The organism is Sinomonas sp. RB5 (assembly GCF_054063535.1).
In genome coordinates this window covers 200,768-217,595 of sequence record NZ_JBSSGJ010000004.1, presented here as the reverse complement: position 1 = coordinate 217,595, position 16,828 = coordinate 200,768, and the positions used below count along the sequence as shown (strand labels likewise).

13 protein-coding genes and 1 pseudogene are annotated in these 16,828 nt (G+C 73.9%); 12 read left to right on the top strand and 2 right to left on the bottom strand.

What is annotated here, in order from left to right; genetic code table 11:
• Positions 1-190: 190 nt before the first annotated feature.
• Complete coding sequence (locus tag ACVWWH_RS07270) at positions 191-445, bottom strand: acyl-CoA carboxylase subunit epsilon (protein WP_066497065.1); 255 nt, start codon at positions 443-445, stop codon at positions 191-193.
• Complete coding sequence (locus tag ACVWWH_RS07265; RefSeq protein WP_066497066.1) at positions 442-2,025, bottom strand: acyl-CoA carboxylase subunit beta; 1,584 nt, start codon at positions 2,023-2,025, stop codon at positions 442-444. The genes ACVWWH_RS07270 and ACVWWH_RS07265 overlap by 4 nt, the downstream gene beginning before the upstream one ends.
• A gap of 206 nt (positions 2,026-2,231) precedes the next feature.
• Between ACVWWH_RS07265 and ACVWWH_RS07260 the strand changes: the two genes are divergently transcribed.
• From ACVWWH_RS07260 to ACVWWH_RS07205, 12 genes and pseudogenes are all read left to right on the top strand, one after another.
• On the top strand, positions 2,232-3,092 hold the full coding sequence (locus tag ACVWWH_RS07260; RefSeq protein ID WP_066497067.1) for an SDR family oxidoreductase: 861 nt from the start codon (positions 2,232-2,234) through the stop codon (positions 3,090-3,092).
• Positions 3,093-3,131: 39 nt separating this feature from the next.
• The gene (locus ACVWWH_RS07255) at positions 3,132-4,022 is read left to right on the top strand and encodes a biotin--[acetyl-CoA-carboxylase] ligase (protein ID WP_066497068.1); all 891 of its coding nucleotides are present in this window, start codon (positions 3,132-3,134) and stop codon (positions 4,020-4,022) included.
• Positions 4,006-4,605: a PH domain-containing protein gene (locus tag ACVWWH_RS07250; protein WP_084249392.1), complete on the top strand. Its 600-nt coding sequence runs from the start codon at positions 4,006-4,008 to the stop codon at positions 4,603-4,605. The genes ACVWWH_RS07255 and ACVWWH_RS07250 overlap by 17 nt, the downstream gene beginning before the upstream one ends.
• Entirely contained in the window at positions 4,605-5,885 is a 1,281-nt protein-coding gene (locus tag ACVWWH_RS07245; protein WP_084249393.1) for an adenylate/guanylate cyclase domain-containing protein, read from the top strand. The genes ACVWWH_RS07250 and ACVWWH_RS07245 overlap by 1 nt, the downstream gene beginning before the upstream one ends.
• 175 nt (positions 5,886-6,060) lie before the next feature.
• Complete coding sequence (locus tag ACVWWH_RS07240) at positions 6,061-7,032, top strand: AAA family ATPase (RefSeq protein ID WP_066497071.1); 972 nt, start codon at positions 6,061-6,063, stop codon at positions 7,030-7,032.
• 8 nt (positions 7,033-7,040) lie between these two features.
• Positions 7,041-8,405, top strand: a complete 1,365-nt coding sequence (locus tag ACVWWH_RS07235; RefSeq protein WP_084249394.1) for a DUF58 domain-containing protein — start codon at positions 7,041-7,043, stop codon at positions 8,403-8,405.
• Positions 8,402-10,939 (top strand): transglutaminase family protein, encoded by a 2,538-nt coding sequence (locus ACVWWH_RS07230; protein ID WP_457316109.1) that lies wholly within the window; start codon positions 8,402-8,404, stop codon positions 10,937-10,939. Before ACVWWH_RS07235 ends, ACVWWH_RS07230 begins: the two co-directional genes overlap by 4 nt.
• Positions 10,936-11,037 (top strand): annotated as a pseudogene (locus ACVWWH_RS07225) (zinc-ribbon domain-containing protein); the annotation flags it as partial. The gene ACVWWH_RS07230 and the pseudogene ACVWWH_RS07225, both read left to right, overlap by 4 nt.
• Positions 11,038-11,121: 84 nt before the next feature.
• Positions 11,122-12,255 carry an RDD family protein gene (locus ACVWWH_RS07220; RefSeq protein WP_457316133.1) on the top strand — a complete coding sequence of 378 codons (1,134 nt, stop codon included), beginning with the start codon at positions 11,122-11,124 and terminating at the stop codon, positions 12,253-12,255.
• Positions 12,252-13,175, top strand: coding sequence for a PP2C family protein-serine/threonine phosphatase (locus ACVWWH_RS07215; protein ID WP_457316108.1), 924 nt, complete (start codon positions 12,252-12,254; stop codon positions 13,173-13,175). The genes ACVWWH_RS07220 and ACVWWH_RS07215 overlap by 4 nt, the downstream gene beginning before the upstream one ends.
• Positions 13,162-15,039 carry an FHA domain-containing protein gene (locus ACVWWH_RS07210; RefSeq protein ID WP_457316107.1) on the top strand — a complete coding sequence of 626 codons (1,878 nt, stop codon included), beginning with the start codon at positions 13,162-13,164 and terminating at the stop codon, positions 15,037-15,039. The genes ACVWWH_RS07215 and ACVWWH_RS07210 overlap by 14 nt, the downstream gene beginning before the upstream one ends.
• The gene (locus tag ACVWWH_RS07205) at positions 15,036-16,784 is read left to right on the top strand and encodes a serine/threonine-protein kinase (protein ID WP_457316106.1); all 1,749 of its coding nucleotides are present in this window, start codon (positions 15,036-15,038) and stop codon (positions 16,782-16,784) included. Before ACVWWH_RS07210 ends, ACVWWH_RS07205 begins: the two co-directional genes overlap by 4 nt.
• Positions 16,785-16,828: the final 44 nt, after the last annotated feature.

Sequence of the window (16,828 nt, the reverse complement as noted above, 5' to 3'; positions counted from 1 at the left end):
GCCACCTACGCCCCGTTGCGGAGTCACGTACGCACCGTTGAGGAGTCACGTACGCACCGTTGCCGAGTCACGTACGCACCGTTGAGGAGTCGCGCCCGGCGGATTGACTCCTGGGGAGCGCGCAGGTGACTCCTTGAGGGCACGTAGGTGACTCCTCAGCACGGGTGAGAGTCCGGGCCCGGCAGATGCGTCAGGCGCGGCCGCGGCGCTGGGCGATCATGTGCCGCGGGCGCAGGGTCGCCCGGCGGATCCGCTCGCGGCGCGTCGGTGCTGCCGGCGCGGCCTCGGGCTCGGCGGTGCCGAGCGAGGCGAGCACGGCCGTGAGCGCCGCGACCTCCTCGGCGGTCGGGTTCCCGCGGGTGACCGAGAAGAGCACCGGCGCGGCGGCGACGGCGGGGGAGTCCCCGCCGTCGTGCGTCTGGGGCGTCTGGGGGAGCGCGCTCACAGCGGGATGTTCCCGTGCTTCTTGGCGGGCAGGGACGCGTGCTTGTCGCGCAGCGCGCGCAGGCCGCGCAGGAGCTGCACGCGGGTCTCCGACGGTGCGATCACGGCGTCGATGTACCCCAGCTCGGCGGCCTGGTAGGGGTTGAGGAGCTCCTCCTCGTAGTGCTGGATGAGCTCGGCCCGCTTGGCCTCGACGTCGCCGCCCTCTGCCGACACCGCGGCGAGCTCGCGGCGGTACAGGATGTTCACGGCGCCCTGCGCGCCCATGACGCCGATCTGCGCCGTGGGCCAGGCGAGGTTCAGGTCCGCGCCGAGCTTCTTGGACCCCATGACGATGTACGCGCCGCCGTAGGCCTTGCGGCAGATCACCGTCAGCTTCGGCACCGTGGCCTCGGCGTACGCGTAGAGCAGCTTCGCGCCGCGGCGGATGATGCCCTGGAACTCCTGGTCCTTGCCGGGGAGGAAGCCGGGGACGTCCACGAGCGTGATGATGGGGATGTTGAAGGCGTCGCAGTGGCGCACGAACCGGGCGGCCTTCTCCGAGGCCGCGATGTCCAGCGTTCCCGCGAACTGGATTGGCTGGTTGGCGACGATCCCGACCGTGTGTCCCTCCATGCGGCCGTAGCCGATGATCACGTTCGGCGCGTAGAGCGCCTGCATCTCGAGGAAGTTGCCGTCGTCGAGGATCCCCTCGATCACGGCGCGCATGTCGTAGCCCTGGGTGGGGGAGTCGGGGACGAGCGTGTCGAGGGCGAGGTCCTCGTCGGTCTGCTCGAGCTCCTGGTCCGAGTCGAGGACGGGGGCCTCGACGAGGTTGTTCGAGGGCAGGACGTCGAGGAGCTCGCGGACGAACTCGATCGCGTCGGCCTCGTCGGAGGCGAGGTACGTCGCGGTGCCGGTCGTGGCGTTGTGCTGGCGCGCGCCGCCGAGCGTCTCCATGTCCACTTCCTCGCCCGTGACGGTCTTGATGACGTCGGGCCCGGTGATGAACATGTGGCTCGTCTTGTCCACCATGACCACATAGTCGGTGAGCGCCGGCGAGTAGGCCGCGCCGCCCGCGCAGGGGCCCATGATGAGCGAGATCTGCGGGACCACGCCCGAGGCGGCCACGTTGTTGCGGAAGATGTCCGCGAACATGGCGAGGGAAGCGACGCCCTCCTGGATGCGCGCGCCGCCGCCGTCGTTGATGCCCACCACGGGGCAGCCGTTGCGGAGGGCGAACTCCTGGACCTTGACGATCTTCTCGCCGTTGACCTGGCTCAGGGATCCGCCGTAGACGGAGAAGTCCTGGCTGTAGACCGCCACGAGGCGCCCGTCCACGGTGCCGTAGCCGGAGACGACGCCGTCGCCGAGCGGCTTCTTCTTCTCCATCCCGAACGCGGTGGAGCGGTGCACGCGGAGGGTGTCGAACTCGACGAAGCTGTCCGGGTCGAGCAGCATGTCGATGCGCTCGCGCGCCGTGTTCTTCCCGCGCGCGTGCTGCTTCTCGATCGCCTCCTGGCCCGAGGGCGCGAGCGAGGCCGCCCGCCGGTCGCGGAAGTCCGCGATCTTGCCTGCGGTGGTGGTCAGGTCGTGGGTCACACTCACTCCAGCTCTCGGTCCGTAGCGCACGCGCGGTGGCTCTGTAGGGTCCGCACAAAGGGCGGAGACGTCACCTCAGTCTAGTGAGGCCCTGCGGGGCCGCCTGTGTAGGAACCCTACAAATTCGTGCGCTCGGCCGGCACGGGTCCCCATGGGCGCCGCGATCTTGTTACCGGTCAGTAACATCGTCCCGTACACTGGGGAGCATGACGACCATCACACCGGGCGCCGCCGGCACGCTGGCGGGCCGCACCATCCTCATGAGCGGCGGCAGCCGGGGCATCGGCCTGGCCATCGCGAAGCGCGCCGCCGCCGACGGGGCCAACGTCGCCCTCCTGGCCAAGACCGCCGAGCCGCACGCCAAGCTGTCCGGCACCGTCTACACGGCCGCCGAGGAGATCGAGGAGGCGGGCGGGTCCGCCCTCGCGATCGTCGGCGACGTCCGCAGCGACGAGGACGTGGCACGGGCCGTCGAGGCGACCCGCGAGCGGTTCGGCGGCATCGACGCCGTGGTCAACAACGCCTCCGCGATCGACCTCTCCACGACCGACGCCGTGGACATGAAGCGCTACGACCTCATGGCGGACATCAACGTCCGCGGCACCTTCCTGCTGTCCAAGCTCGCCCTGCCCGCGCTGCGCGCCTCGGCGTCCTCCGCGGCAGGCGCCCACATCCTCACCCTGTCGCCGCCGATCAACCTCGACCCGGCGTGGGCCGGCCGCCACCTCGCCTACACCATGGCCAAATACGGCATGAGCCTGACGACCCTCGGCCTGGCCGAGGAGCTGAAGGGCGAGGGGATCGGCGTGAACTCCCTGTGGCCGGCGACCCTCATCGACACGGCCGCCATCCGCAACATGCCCGGCGGCGACGCCCTCGCCACCGCGGGGCGCCGGCCCGAGATCGTGGCCGACGCCGCGCACGTGCTGCTCACGAGCGACCCCCGCACCACCACGGGAGGGTTCTTCACCGACGAGGAGGTCCTGGCCGCCGCCGGGGTGACCGACCTCGCCCGCTACAGCCTCGGCGCCGCCGAGGACCGCCTCGTGAAGGACATCTTCCTCTGAGATCAGGGGCGGTCGCCGCCCTCTCGATAGGATTCAGGCATGGACGACCACGCGCAGCCAGAGTCCCGCGGGCCCCTCGACGCAACGCTCCTGGGGCCCGGGTTCGTGCGCGAGGCCGGGCTGTCCCGCCTCGAGGTCCTCGATGAGATCGACTCGACGAACGCCGAGCTCCTCCGCCGGGCGGAGGCGGACCCCGACGGGTGGGGGGACCTCTCCGTGCTCGTCGCCGACCACCAGACGGCGGGACGGGGACGCCTCCACCGGCACTGGGAGTCCCCCGTCGGGGTTGCCGTCGCGGTGTCGGTCGTGCTGCGCCCGCACAACGCCGCGGGACGCCCGCTGCCCACGCAGAGCTACTCGTGGTTCTCGCCGCTCGCCGCGCTGGCCCTCCGCGAGGCCCTGGCCGAGACGGCAGGGGTCGAGGCGAGCGTGAAGTGGCCCAACGACGTGGTGGTCGACGGGCTCAAGATCTCCGGGATCCTCGCCCAGCTGGCGCCGGGAGCGCACGGCGCGCCGCCCGCCGTCGTGCTCGGGACCGGCATCAACGTCGGGCAGGCGCAGGACGAGCTGCCCGTGCCCACCGCGACGAGCCTGGCGATCGCCACCGGCCGTGAGCACCGCCGGGAGGACATCCTCGCCGCGTACCTTGCGGCGTTCGCCCGCCGCTACCGGCAGTTCTGCGCGGTCGACGGCGACCCCGACGCGCCGCTCGCGGCCGGCCGCGGGCTCTGGGGCCAGGTCGAGGACGCCACCATCACGCTGGGCAAGCGCGTGCGCGTCGAGCTCCCCGGCGGACAGACCCTCGTGGGGCGCGCGACGGGCCTCGACGCCCACGGCGCCCTGCGGGTCGTCGAAGAGGACGGCACCCGCCACTCGGTCGCGGCGGGCGACGTGGTCCACCTCCGCCCCGCCGATGGCGGCTATGCGTAGGCTCCTCGACCCGGGGGAGCAGCTGATTGTCAGGACGCGGCGCCAGGGCCGCATGCTCGTGCTGCCCGCCGTCGTCCTCATCCTCGTCAGCGGGGCTGCCGCCTTCGCCGCGGGCTGGCTCTCGCGCGGCCGCCTCGAGGCGCTGGCCCCCTGGCTCCCCGCGGAGACGTCATCCTGGTCCCCGCTCGTCCCCACGGCGCTCGCCGTGTGGATCCTGGTGGGGTACTGCCTGCGCGAGCTGCTCGCGTGGCGCTCCGTGAGCTATGTCCTCACGAGCCGGCGCGTGCTCCGCCGCGAACGCGGCCTCACGCGTAGCGACCGCGGCATGCCGCTCTCGCTCGTGCGCGATGTCCACGTCCGTCAGGGATTCATGCAGGGGATGCTCAGGTCCGGGACGATAACCTTGACCTCGGGCCAGTCGGCGCAGCTCACGCTGACCGACGTGCCGGAAGTGCGCCGTTTCAGCCAGTTCATCCTCGACGCCATCGAGGAGCTCCCGCTCCAGGAGCGTCAGCCGGATCCTGGCGACGAGATCACTGACTTCAGCGATGCGTCGCTTCCGTGGGAACTGAGGGAGGACTGATGGACGAGCCGAACGGCGAGGCGCTGTGGGAGGGCCCCGAGGAGCGGCCCGCCGAGCGCCTCGACGCTGCTGCTCCCGAGGCGGTGCGCACGGACGCCGGCGATGCGGACTCCGCCGGTGAAGACGCGGCCGGTGAAGACGCGGCCCGTGAGGTGCGGGCCGGTGAGGATGCAGCCGAGGACGCGTCTGCGGACCCGGCCCGGGCCCAGTCGCACCGTGCGGGCCAGCGGGCCCCGCGGCCGGCCCGGCGGATCACGTCCAAGGACATCGAGGTCCTGCTGCTCGGGGGCGAGCGCACCCTCAAGCGCCGCGAGGTGGCGGCGGCGGCCGGGGTCTCGCTGTACTCGGCCCGCAAGCTCTGGCGCGCCCTGGGCATGCCGAACTTCACCGACGACGACCTCGCCTTCACCCAGGCCGAGCTCGAGCCGCTCAAGGTCATGCCCCGCCTGGTCCGGGAGGGCAAGCTCACGGAGGAGGCGGCGATCTCGGTGGCCCGGGCGATCGGCCAGATGACCGACCGCATGGTCGTCTGGCAGGTCGAGGCCCTCGTCGAGGACATGATCTCGAGCCAGGGGATGACTGACTCCGAGGCACGCGTCGCGCTGCTCGAGCGGCTCCCGGACCTGGTCGGCCCGCTCGAGGAGATGCTCGTCTACTCCTGGCACCGCCAGCTCGCCGCGGGCGTCCAGCGCCTCGTGGTCAGGGCCCAGGCCGGGCTCGACTCGAGCGAGGAAGGACGCGACGGCACGGAGGACGACGCCCCGCTGCCGTTGGCACGCGCCGTCGGCTTCGCCGACCTCGTCTCCTACACGTCCCTCTCGCGCCGGATGAATGAGAGGACCCTCGCCCAGCTCGTCCAGCGGTTCGAGAACCGCTGCTCCGAGATCATCGCCGTGGGCGGCGGACGCCTCGTCAAGACCATCGGTGACGAGGTGCTCTACATCGCCGAGACCCCGGCGGCGGGCGCCCAGATCGCGCTGGCGCTGTCCAAGGAGTTCGCGGAGGACGAGATCCTCCCGCAGTGCCGGGTCGCCATGGTCTGGGGCCGCGTGCTGAGCCGGCTCGGAGACATCTACGGGCCGACGGTGAACCTCGCCGCCCGCCTGACCGCGATCGCCGAGCCCGGGCAGGTCCTCGTGGACGACGTCACCGCGAAGGCCCTCGCAGGGGACGAGCGGTTCGTCCTCGAACACCGCGAGCCCGAGATGGTCCGCGGCTTCGGCGAGATCCATCCGGTGGCGCTGCGCCACGGCACCGGGCCGGGCATCGTCCTCGACTGACCCGCGTCCCCGACTGACGCGGCGCACCCGCCGGCGCGCCGGGTCAGTGTGCGGTGGTGGGGGGAGACCTCCCCATCGCGGGCCCGGACGGCGAGGCACTAGGCTGTGCCGGGGACATCGCCGGGGCTCGGGGCCCGGGCCGGTGGAGAGAGCACACACATTCCAGGGGGAGCGGATGACGCTGACGACAGAGCAGGCCACATGGTTCGCCGAGACCTTCGAGCGCCTCGCAGCGAACGTCGGCCAGGCCGTGCTCGGCAAGGACCACGTGGTCCGGCTCGCGCTCACCGCCATGCTCGCCGAGGGCCACATCCTCCTCGAAGACGCGCCCGGGACCGGCAAGACCTCGCTCGCGCGGGCGCTCGCGGCCACGGTGCAGGGCACCAACTCACGCATCCAGTTCACCCCGGACCTGCTGCCCTCCGACGTCACCGGCGTGACGATCTACGACCAGAAGACCCAGCAGTTCGAGTTCCACAAGGGCCCGATCTTCGCCAACATCGTCCTCGCGGACGAGATCAACCGGGCCTCGCCCAAGACCCAGTCGGCGCTGCTCGAGGTCATGGAGGAGTCCCGGGTCACCGTGGACGGCGTGACCTACGAGGCCGGCAGGCCGTTCATGGTGATGGCCACCCAGAACCCGATCGAGCAGGCTGGCACCTACCGGCTCCCCGAGGCCCAGCTCGACCGGTTCCTCATCAAGACCTCGATCGGCTACCCCGACCACGCCTCCACCGTGCGCCTCCTCGGCGGCGCCTCGGTGAAGGACCGGTCCCGCGAGCTCGCCCCGATCATCACCACCAACGCGGTGGCCGAGATGGCCGAGCTGGGAGCCCAGAACCACGTGGACACGGCAGTCCTCGAGTACGTCTCGCGCCTGTGCGAGGCGACGCGCAACGCCCCCGAGACGCGGCTCGGGGTGAGCGTGCGCGGCGCCATCGCCATGGTCCGGGCCGCCAAGGTCTGGGCCGCGGCGCAGGGGCGCAACTTCGTGCTCCCCGACGACGTCAAGGAGCTGGCGGCGGTCGTCTGGACCCACCGCTTCGTCATGGACCCGGAGGCCGAGTTCGCCGGGGTCACCCCGGACCGGATCCTCGAGCGCGTCCTGGGCGAAGTCGCCGCACCGCAGTCCCGCGCCGGGGTGTGAGCCCGGCGATGCCCACCCGCAACCCGTTCGCGGCGGCGCGGGACGCCGTCGTCCGCCGTCTTCCCGGACGCAGCGGGAGCCGTCCGGCGCCCGAGACCGACGCGTCCTCCCGGCCGCGCCTGCACCCCGCCTCGCTCTGGCTGGAGGCGGCGGGCCTCGGCCGCTCCTACGCGGCGCCGACGCTGGCCCGCGCCGGCGCGGCGTACCGGAGCCGCCTGCACCCGACGCTGTCGGTGGTGAGCCCGCTCGGCTGGGCGGTTGCGCTCGCTGCCGTGCTGCTGGCCCTTGCCGGGGCCGCCTGGGGCTGGCAGGAGGCGACCGCCGCGGCGCTGCTCGCGGCGAGCCTGTTCGTCCTCTCGATTGTGTTCGTGCTGGGCCGCGCCTCGTATGCCGTAGACCTGGACCTCGCCCGCACCCGCGTGGCCGTGGGGGAGAGCGCGGTGGGCGGCATCGAGGTGGTCACCACGTCCTCGCGTCCCGTGGCGCCGTCGCTCCTCGAGCTGCCCGTCGGCGCGGCCACGGCCGTGTTCCACCTTCCGCGCATGCGCCCCGGCGTCCCGCACGAGGACCTGTTCACGATTCCCACCGAGCGGCGCGCCGTGATCGTGGTCGGGCCGGTCCGCTCCGTCCGGGCCGACCCGATCGGGCTCCTGCGCCGCCAGGTGGTCTGGACCGAGCCGCAGGACCTGTACGTGCACCCCCGCACCGCCGTGCTCGGGACCTCGGCGGCCGGCTTCATCCGGGACCTCGAGGGGATGCCGACCAGCGAGCTCGCCACCTCGGACGTGTCCTTCCACGCGCTGCGCGAGTACATCCCCGGTGACGACCGCCGCCACATCCACTGGAAGACGACGGCCCGCACGGGCACGCTCATGGTGCGCCAGTTCGAGGAGACGCGCCGGGCCCACCTCGCGGTGTGCCTGTCCGCGAACCTTGCGGAGTACGGCACCGAGGACGACTTCGAGCTCGCCGTCTCGGTGGCCGGCTCGATCGGCCGGCAGGCCCTCGCGGAGCAGCGCGAGCTGAGCGCCCTCACCCAGCGCGGCCCGCTGCGCACCGAGAGCCCGCGCCACTACCTCGACGACCTGACCCGCCTGCAGGGCGCCGCGATGCGCCCGACGGCGGTCGACGCCGCCCGCTCCACCGCGGACAGCGTGCCCAACGCCTCGGTCGTGTTCCTCGTGGTGGGCACCGGCGTCACCCCCACCCAGCTGCGCGCCGCCGCAGCATCCATCCCGCCCGGCATCCGCACCTTCGCCGTGCGCTGCGAGGCCGGGGCCGCCCCCAGGCGTGCCGGCATCGCGGACCTCACCGTGCTCACGGTGGGTGCCCTCGAGGACCTGGGCCCGGTGCTGCGGAAGGCGGCGGCATGAGCGAGACCACCCGCCTGCGGCCGCGCCGACCCACCCCCGGCGGCGCCGAGAGCGGCGGCGGAAGCGGCCGTCCGCGGAGCGGCGGCGCTGCTGCCCGCTCCCCGCGGCCGGGCTTCTGGGCCGGCCGGAACCCCTGGCTGCACGCGGTCGACGCCGCGGCCATCCTCGTGCTCGCGGCGCTCGGCATCGCCGGCTTCCACCTCGCCTACGGCGGCGACCGGCACTACCTGGTCGCGGGCCTCACCGGGGCAGCCCTCGGCCTCGCGGTCGCATTCGGCTCGTCCGCGCTGCGCCCCGGCTGGCTCGTGAGCACGGCGGGGGCCTTCCTCGCCTACCTCCTGGTGGGCGGCCTCGTGGCGACCCCGGACGAGTCCGCGGGCGGCTTCATTCCCACCCTCGCCTCGCTGCGGACGCTCCTGCTCGGGATCGTCGTCTCCTGGAAGGACAACCTGACCGTCGCGGCCCCGCTCGGCACGGCCTCCGGGATGCTCGTGGTGCCGTATCTGAGCGCGTTCGTGTGCTGCCTCGCCGCGGGGCTGCTCGCGTGGCGGCTGCGCCGGCCCTACTGGCCCCTCGTCCCGGTCACGGTGCTGTTCGTCGTCGGCATCGCCTTCGGCACGCACGAGACCTTCCTCGCCCTGCCGCGAGGCGTCGCCTTCGCCGTGACCGGGGTCCTGTGGTCCTCGTTCCGCCGGTCGGCGGCCCGCGTCGGGACGGCACGCGTCGTCTCGGGCGAGACGACCGTGGCCGACCCCGGCTCGGCGCGCGCGGCCAGACTCCGCCGCGTGGGCCTCGGCGCCGCCGTGGTGGCGGTGGCCGCCGCGGCGACGCTGGCCCTCGCCCCCGCCGTCACCGCGGGCGCCCAGCGCGACGTGCTCCGGGACCGCGTGGTACCGCCCTTCGACCCGCACAACTACGTGAGCCCCCTCTCGGGGTTCCGCAGCTTCGTCAAGGACCAGCGGGACTCCGTGCTGTTCACCGTCTCAGGGCTGCCCCAGGGCGGCCGGGTGCGGCTCGCGGCCCTGGATGCCTACGACGGCACCGTGGCCAACGTCGACCAGTCCGGCTCGGGCTCCTTCGCCAAGGTCGGCGACGCGTCCTCGATTGCGGCCGCGGATCCGCCCTCCGGGGCGAGCACGCCGTACACGCTCGACGTCACCGTGCGCGACTACCGCGGCTACTTCCTGCCCGGCGGGCGGACGACGACGGGCATCGCCTTCGACGACAAGAACAGCCCTGCGGCGGAAGGCCTCTACTTCAACCCGCTCACGGACACGGCCATCTCCACGGCCGGCGTGGCCGCAGGCGACGAGTATGCGGTCCGCGTCGTCGAGCCCAAGCGGCCCGACGACGCGCTGCTGGCCCAGGCCCAGTTCGCTCCGGTGAGCCTGCCCGCCGTCGACGGCGTCCCGCAGGTGCTCCAGGCCAAGGCCGGGGACATCCTGGGGGACAGCCAGGCGCCGCTCGAGCGGGTGCGGACCCTCGAGTCCTACTTCCAGAAGTTCGGCGCGTTCAGCAACGGGCTCATCGCCGAGGGCCAGGTGCCCAGCCTCTCCGGGCACGGCGCGGGGCGGCTGCGGGCCATGCTCACCGCCAAGCAGATGGTCGGCGACGACGAGCAGTACTCGGTGACGATGGCGCTCATGGCGCGCCAGCTCGGCATCCCTGCCCGCGTCGTCATGGGCTTCTACCCCGAGAAGCCCCAGCCGGCCGGGACGAAGATCGACATCAAGGGCAAGGACGTCCACGCGTGGGTCGAGGTGGCGTTCGAGGGCTACGGCTGGGTCGCCTTCGACCCGACGCCGCCGAAGAACAACGTCCCGATCCCGCCCGACCCGCAGGCCCAGTCGAAGCCGCGCCCGCAGGTGCTCCAGCCCCCGCCGCCGCCCCAGGCGCCGGTCGAGCTGCCACCGGACTCGCGGCCCGACGTGCTGGACCAGGAGCAGAAGAAGGACAACTTCTGGCTGATCTTGGGCCCCATCCTCGCCGCCGTGGGCATCGGGCTCATCCCGATCGCGGTCCTCGCGCTGCCCCTCGTGCTCGTCGCGTGGCTGAAGCTGCGCCGCCGCCGGCGGCGGCTGGCCGCGGAGCATCCGGCGGAGCGGGTGAGCGGCGGCTGGCGCGAGTACACGAACTTCGCGACCGACCTCGGCGCGAGCCTCGACGCCCGTTCGACCCGGCGCGAGACCGCGGCGGTCCTCGGGGAGGCGTTCCCGGACTCGGCGGGCACGACGACGATGCTCGCCCGCCGCGCGGACGCCGCCGTCTTCGGCGCGGGCCGTCCGAGCGAGAACGAGGTCGACGCCTACTGGGCCGACGTGGACAGCTCCATCGAGGCGATGCGCGGCTCGCTCGGGTTCTGGCGGCGCCAACGCGCCAGGTTCTCGCCGCGCTCGCTCCTGCTCGAGGCGCGGGCGGCGCTGGCCGCCCGCGGCTCCGGAGCGCGCGGCGCAGACCGCGCACCGGCTCTGCGGCGCCTGTGGGGCCGGCGCGGCACGGCAGCCAAGGGCAGGACCAGGGGAGGGACTGAATGACGGCCTCGGTGCCGCCCCGCGCGCAGCCCGAAGCGGTGTGCCCGGCGTGTGGCAGTATGGTCCGGCAAGGAGCGCTGTTCTGCCCCGTCTGCGGGGCGCCAGCGGGCCACACTGGAGGCCACGGGCCGTCCGGCCGCACGCCTGCAGGCCGCACTGGGGGATACGAGGGGAACACGGGGACCATGGTGAATCTCGAGCTGGTCAATGCCTCCACGGGCAAGCGCGCCGGCGCCAAGCTCATCGACCTCGGCCTCGCCTGGATCCTCCAGCTCCTGCCCTACCTCCTCGCCCTCGCCTCCCTCTCGACGCTCTCGGGGAGCGCGTACCCCACGAGCTCGGACGAGCAGGCCCTGCTGGCCGCCGCCGTCTGGTGGGTGACCGGCACCGTGCTCGGGATCGCCCTGTGGATCTTCTGCTGGGCCTGGGAGGCCCGCACCGGCAAGACGCCGGGGCAGGCCATGCTGGGGCTGCGCACGAGCGGCCCCGAGGGCCTCGCGCCCGGCTGGGGCGCGGTGTTCGTGCGGAACTTCGTCTTCGGGCTCATCTGCCTGATCCCCGTGGCCGGCGTGGTCCTTGCCCTCATCTCGAACATGTTCGATCCGAACAGCAAGCGGCAGGGCTGGCACGACAAGGCGGCCAGGACATTCGTCTTCGACGTCCGCGCCGGCCGGGACCCGCTCACCACCGGCGGGATCAACGGCCCCGCCTCGTTCGCGCCCCGTGCGGACCTCCCCTCCGTCCAGGAGGTCGCCTCCCCGATGGCGTCGCCGGCCGCCAAGCCCCAGGTGCCGGCGCGCCCGGCCACCGCTCCGGCCGCCCCGCCCGCGGGTGCGGTGCCCCCGGCCGCGGCTCCCGCGCCCGCCGGCGCCGTCCCCGCCCCTGCGCCGCATGCCGCCGACCCGGACGCCGACCTCGGGGCCACCCGGTTCACCCCGTCCCGGCAGACCGGTGCGCCGGCAGCGGGCGGCGCCCCCTCGGCGTCGGACGTGGTGCTGACCTTCAACGACGGCCGCCGGATCGCGCTGCGCGGGCCCGTCCTCATCGGCCGCAACCCCGCCGGCTACGACGACGAGACCGTGCAGGAGTTCCTCGCGGTCGACGATCCGGGCAAGAGCGTCTCCAAGACGCACCTGGCGGTGTGGAGCGACCCGAGCGGCGTGTGGGTCCAGGACCGCAAGTCGACCAACGGCACCCGCGTGGTCCGCGCCGACGGTGCGACCGCCGAGGCTCCCGCCGGCCAGCCCGTCCTCGTCGATGCGGGCGACGTGGTCCGCTTCGGCGACTGCTTCTTCTCGATCGGAAGGGGACACGCGTGACCGACACGCACGCGCCCGATCTTGATCCGCGCCTGCGGCTCACGGTCGGCTTCGGCACGGACCGCGGGCTTCGCCGCGAACTCAACGAGGACTCGTTCCTCGCCCAGGATCCGGTGTTCATGGTCGCGGACGGCATGGGCGGCCACGAGGCGGGCGAGGTGGCCAGCCAGCTGTGCGTGCAGACGCTGCGCGAGGCCGCCATGCTGGCCCCGGGAACGCACGCCGCGACCGCCCAGGACATCCAGCACGTGATCGAGGACGCCGACTGGCGCATCCGCGATGCCACGGGCGCCCGCGCCGGGACCACCCTCTCCGGAGCGGTGCTGATCGAGATCTCCTCGGTGCCGTACTGGCTCGTGGCCAACGTGGGCGATTCGCGCACGTACCGGCTCTCCCAGGACGGCCGGTTCGCCCAGATCAGCGTGGACCACTCCGAGGTCCGCGAGCTCGTGGACGCGGGCCAGATCACGGCCGAGGAGGCGCTCACGCATCCGCGCCGCCACGTGGTCACGCGGGCCCTCGGCACGGGCGAGGACGCCGAGGCGGACTTCTGGCTCCTGCCCGTCGAGGACGGGGACCGGCTGCTCGTCTGCTCCGACGGGCTGACCTCCGAGCTGCGCGACAGCGAGATCCTCCGCGTGCTCACGAGCCGCGTCCATCCCCAGGACGCGGTGGAGGCGCTCATCGACGCAGCCATCCACGCCGGCGGGCGCGACAACGTCACCGTCATCGTCGTCGATGCCCAGGACGCCGCCGACGAGCTCGGCCTGCGCGAGACCGCCCCGCGGCTCGCGCCCGAGGAGGACACGCTGGACCGCGACCGTGCCGAGCGGGCCGCCGACGATGAACCGGCCGGCGACGGGCCCGCCGGAGCCCCAAGCCCCGAGGCGGAGCCGGGCGGTGACCGTGGCGAGGCGTGAGTACCGGCCCGGGAGCGGCTGGACCCTGCTGGCGCGCGGCGAGCTGACCGTCCTCGTCCCCGCCGCCCAGTCGGACGAGTTCCTCGGTCGCCTCTGGGACGCGCTCGGCGCCGACGGGGCGGACCTCTATGCGCTCCTCGACGTCTTCGCGTCGGCCTTCGGCCTGGCCCGGATGCCGGCGTTCGCCCTGGCGGAGCACGGCGACCGGCTGCGCCTCCTCGTGCGCGGGGCCGTGCGCGCCACCGTGACGACGGCCTCGGGGGACGAGGCGCTCAGCGGCAGCGAGGTCGGGACCTGGCTCGAGCGCGCGTTCGAGGCGTGGGACGCGGTCGAGGTCTCCGGTGCGCCCGCCGGCGCCGTCGCAGGCGAGGAACCCCGCGGCGCCCTGCCGCTCCTCGGCGGGGTCGTCGCTGCGGACACCGTGCTCGTGGCCGCGGACCGAGGGATGCCCGCCGCAGAGGCGGACGACGCCGCGTCGGCGGCTCGCGCCGTCAGCTCGCCGGCCGCCGTGGTCCCGCCGGCCGCCGTCGCCGCGCCGGTGACTGCGCCGGTGACTGCGGCTGTCCGGGCGGCCGCGAGCGAGGAGACCCTCCTGCCCGAATCGACCGTGGGGGGCTCCACGCTGGCAGGCCCCGCGACGGACGATCCGGCTCAGGACGATCCGGCACTGGCCGATGAGGCGCCGGCCGATGAAGCACAGCCCGACGAGGCGGCCGCGGGGCCGGCCCCCGTGGCGGCGGAGGAGGCCTCCGAGGCCACCACCTCCACGAGCGACTACGACCACCTCTGGGGCACCACGGTGCTCCGTTCCGTCGAGGACGCGGCCGTGAGGACCGACGGCGAGGAGGACGAGGAGCCCAGCGCCCTCGAACCGAGTGCCCTCGAACCGAGTGCCCCCGAACCGGGCGCCCACGAACCGGGCGCCCAGGAATCCAGCGCCGGCGAATCCAGCGCCACCGAACCCGACGCCAGTGCACCCGACGCCCGGGAACTGGGCGCCCGGGGCCCCGAGGCGGGCGCCGCCGGCGGCCACGCGCCGTCGGACACCGGGAACGGCCGCGGACCGGCGGCATGGAGTCCGCCGAGCCTCCTCATCGACGCGGTGCCGTGGGCGAAGCCGCAGCAGGCGCCCCCCGCCCACGCCTCGGCCCACGCGCCCGGGGAGCAGCATCAGCCGCGGCCCAGGCCGCGCGCGCAGAGCGAGATGCACTACCCCGACGCGCCCCGGGACGGCGCCGGACCCGGCACCGGGCCGCAGGGCCGATCCATCACGTCCGAGCTGTACGGCGACCATGACGGGGAGACGGTCATGCGCAGCGAGCTCGACCCGGCCTCGCTGGGCGCGGAACCCGACCAGGGACCCGCCGCCTCCGGCGCGCCGGGCCCGGCCCGCGGGGCGGCCGCCGCCCCGCTGGTGCTCGGCCGCCGGTGCCCGCAGGGGCATGCGAGCCCGCCCTCGTACCCCCAGTGCGCTGTCTGCGGGGAGCACCTCGACGGCGAGACGGTGCAGGTTCCGCGTCCCGCCCTGGGCCGCGTCGTCTTCTCCACCGGGGAGGTCATCGACCTCGTCCAGCCGCTCGTGGTGGGCCGCCAGCCCTCGGTCTCGCGCGTGCCCAGCGGCGGAATGCCGCGGCTCGTCTCGGTCACGAGCCCCTCGGGGGACATCTCGCGCAACCACCTCGAGGTCCGCCTCGAGGGCTGGCACGTCATGGTCCGCGACCTCAAGGCGACCAACGGCACGGTCCTCGCCCGGCCCGGCCAGGCGCCGCGCAGGCTCGCCCAGGGCGAGATGACGATCGTGCTCGACGGCGACGTCGCGGACCTCGGCGACGGCGTGAGCCTGCGCTTCGAGGCGGTGCCGTGAGCTCGAAGCGCCCCCCGGCCCCGCCCCCGGAGCTCAAGGGCTTCAGGTACCTGAGCCTGCTCGGCTCCGGCGGCTTCTCCGACGTCTACCTGTACGAGCAGGACAGGCCGCGCCGCAAGGTCGCCGTGAAGGTGCTGCTCTCCGACCTGCGCACCGAGAGCGCGCGGCGCCAGTTCGAGACCGAGGCCAACTTGATGGCCCAGCTCTCCTCGCACCCGTACATCGTGACGATCTACCAGGCGGAGATCACCGACAGCGGCCACTCCTACCTCGCGATGGAGTACTGCTCGCGCCCGAGCCTGGACATCCGCTACCGCCGCGAGCGGCTCAGCGTGGACGAGGTCCTCGCGGTCGGCATCCAGGTCGCCTCCGCGGTCGAGACCGCCCACCGGGCCGGGATCGCGCACCGGGACATCAAGCCGGCCAACATCCTCGTCACCGACTACAACCGGCCGGCCCTGACGGACTTCGGCATCTCGGGCACCGTGGAGGGCGGCGGGGACGCGGACATGGGCATGTCGATCCCGTGGTCGCCCCCGGAGTCGTTCCGCGGCAGCGTGGCCGACGGCGTGGCCCTGGACGTGTGGGCCCTCGGCGCCACCCTGTACACGCTTCTCGCGGGCCGCTCGCCGTTCGTCATCCCGGGCGCGGACAACTCGCAGCGGGCGCTCGTCCAGCGCATCCACTCCTCGCCGGTCCCGCCGCTGGGCCGCGCCGACGTGCCCGAGTCGCTCGAGCTCGTGCTCGCCACCGCGATGTCCAAGGCACCCGAGAGCCGCTACTCCTCGGCCCACACGTTCGCCCTCGCGCTGCAGCGGATCCAGAACGAGCTCAGCCTCTCGGTGACGCCCTTCGAGGTGCTCGAGGAGCCCTCGGACGAGGACGACCCCGACTCGTCCTACGAGGAGACCCGCGTGCGGGGCGTCGTGGCGATCAACCCCCACGCCCCCCGCGCGGGGACGGCGCCGGGCCGGACCGTGCCCGGCCGGACGGTGCCGGGCACCCCCGGACGCACGACGCCGTTCACCGCCCCGGGCGCGGGCCTCGCCGGGGCACCGGGCGAGGCAGCGCCGGGCGAGACCACCACGGGACGGGACGACACCGTCCTGCGCGGGCGGACCGGCACGGCGCCCGGCCGGGAATCCCTCCACGGCCCGGGGGCAGGCGCCGAGCCGGAGGGCGACTCGACCGTGCTGCGCGGCGACGCGACGGTCCTGCGGGGACGCCCCCTGCCGGCGGGGCAGCCGGCGGGGCAGGGGCCCGAGGACGGCGGCCGGGACGACGCCGACGGCGAGGGACGCGCCGCCGCGGTGCGCCGCCGTCGTGCGCTGCTGGCCTCGTCAGCGGCGGGCGTGGTCCTCGTCGCCGCGGTGGGTGCCGGGATCGTGCTCGCGCCGGGCCTGGCCAACCGGCCCGCGCCCAACCAGACCACCTACAGCGCGCCGCCGGTCGACGCCGTGGACTCCGGCGCCGTGCCCAACGTCACCGACCTGAAGGGCACGGCGGACGCCTCGGGGGTGACGTTCACCTGGAAGAACCCGCAGCCCAAGCCCGGCGACGCGTACCTCGTCACCGTGCTGCGCCTGACGGGCCAGCAGCCGCTCACCACGGTCACCGCCACGAAGGCCACCGTGCCCAAGGAGGCCTCGGGGCAGACCTGCGTGCGCGTCGTGGTGCGGCGCAGCGACGGCGCGGCGGGGCCGATGGACGACTCCGCGCCGAGCGCGTGCGTGAGCACCAAGTGACCGTGAGCACCAAGTGATACTGCCCGGCGCCGCGATGCGGCACG

Bases quoted from the DNA above. Each gene is read 5' to 3' on its own strand.
- ACVWWH_RS07230 (WP_457316109.1), top strand. From the start codon at position 8,402: ATGAGCGAGACCACCCGCCTGCGGCCGCGCCGACCCACCCCCGGCGGC.
- ACVWWH_RS07260 (WP_066497067.1), top strand. From the start codon at position 2,232: ATGACGACCATCACACCGGGCGCCGCCGGCACGCTGGCGGGCCGCACC.
- ACVWWH_RS07255 (WP_066497068.1), top strand. From the start codon at position 3,132: ATGGACGACCACGCGCAGCCAGAGTCCCGCGGGCCCCTCGACGCAACG.
- ACVWWH_RS07250 (WP_084249392.1), top strand. From the start codon at position 4,006: ATGGCGGCTATGCGTAGGCTCCTCGACCCGGGGGAGCAGCTGATTGTC.
- ACVWWH_RS07220 (WP_457316133.1), top strand. From the start codon at position 11,122: ATGGTGAATCTCGAGCTGGTCAATGCCTCCACGGGCAAGCGCGCCGGC.
- ACVWWH_RS07245 (WP_084249393.1), top strand. From the start codon at position 4,605: ATGGACGAGCCGAACGGCGAGGCGCTGTGGGAGGGCCCCGAGGAGCGG.
- ACVWWH_RS07235 (WP_084249394.1), top strand. From the start codon at position 7,041: ATGCCCACCCGCAACCCGTTCGCGGCGGCGCGGGACGCCGTCGTCCGC.
- ACVWWH_RS07240 (WP_066497071.1), top strand. From the start codon at position 6,061: ATGACGCTGACGACAGAGCAGGCCACATGGTTCGCCGAGACCTTCGAG.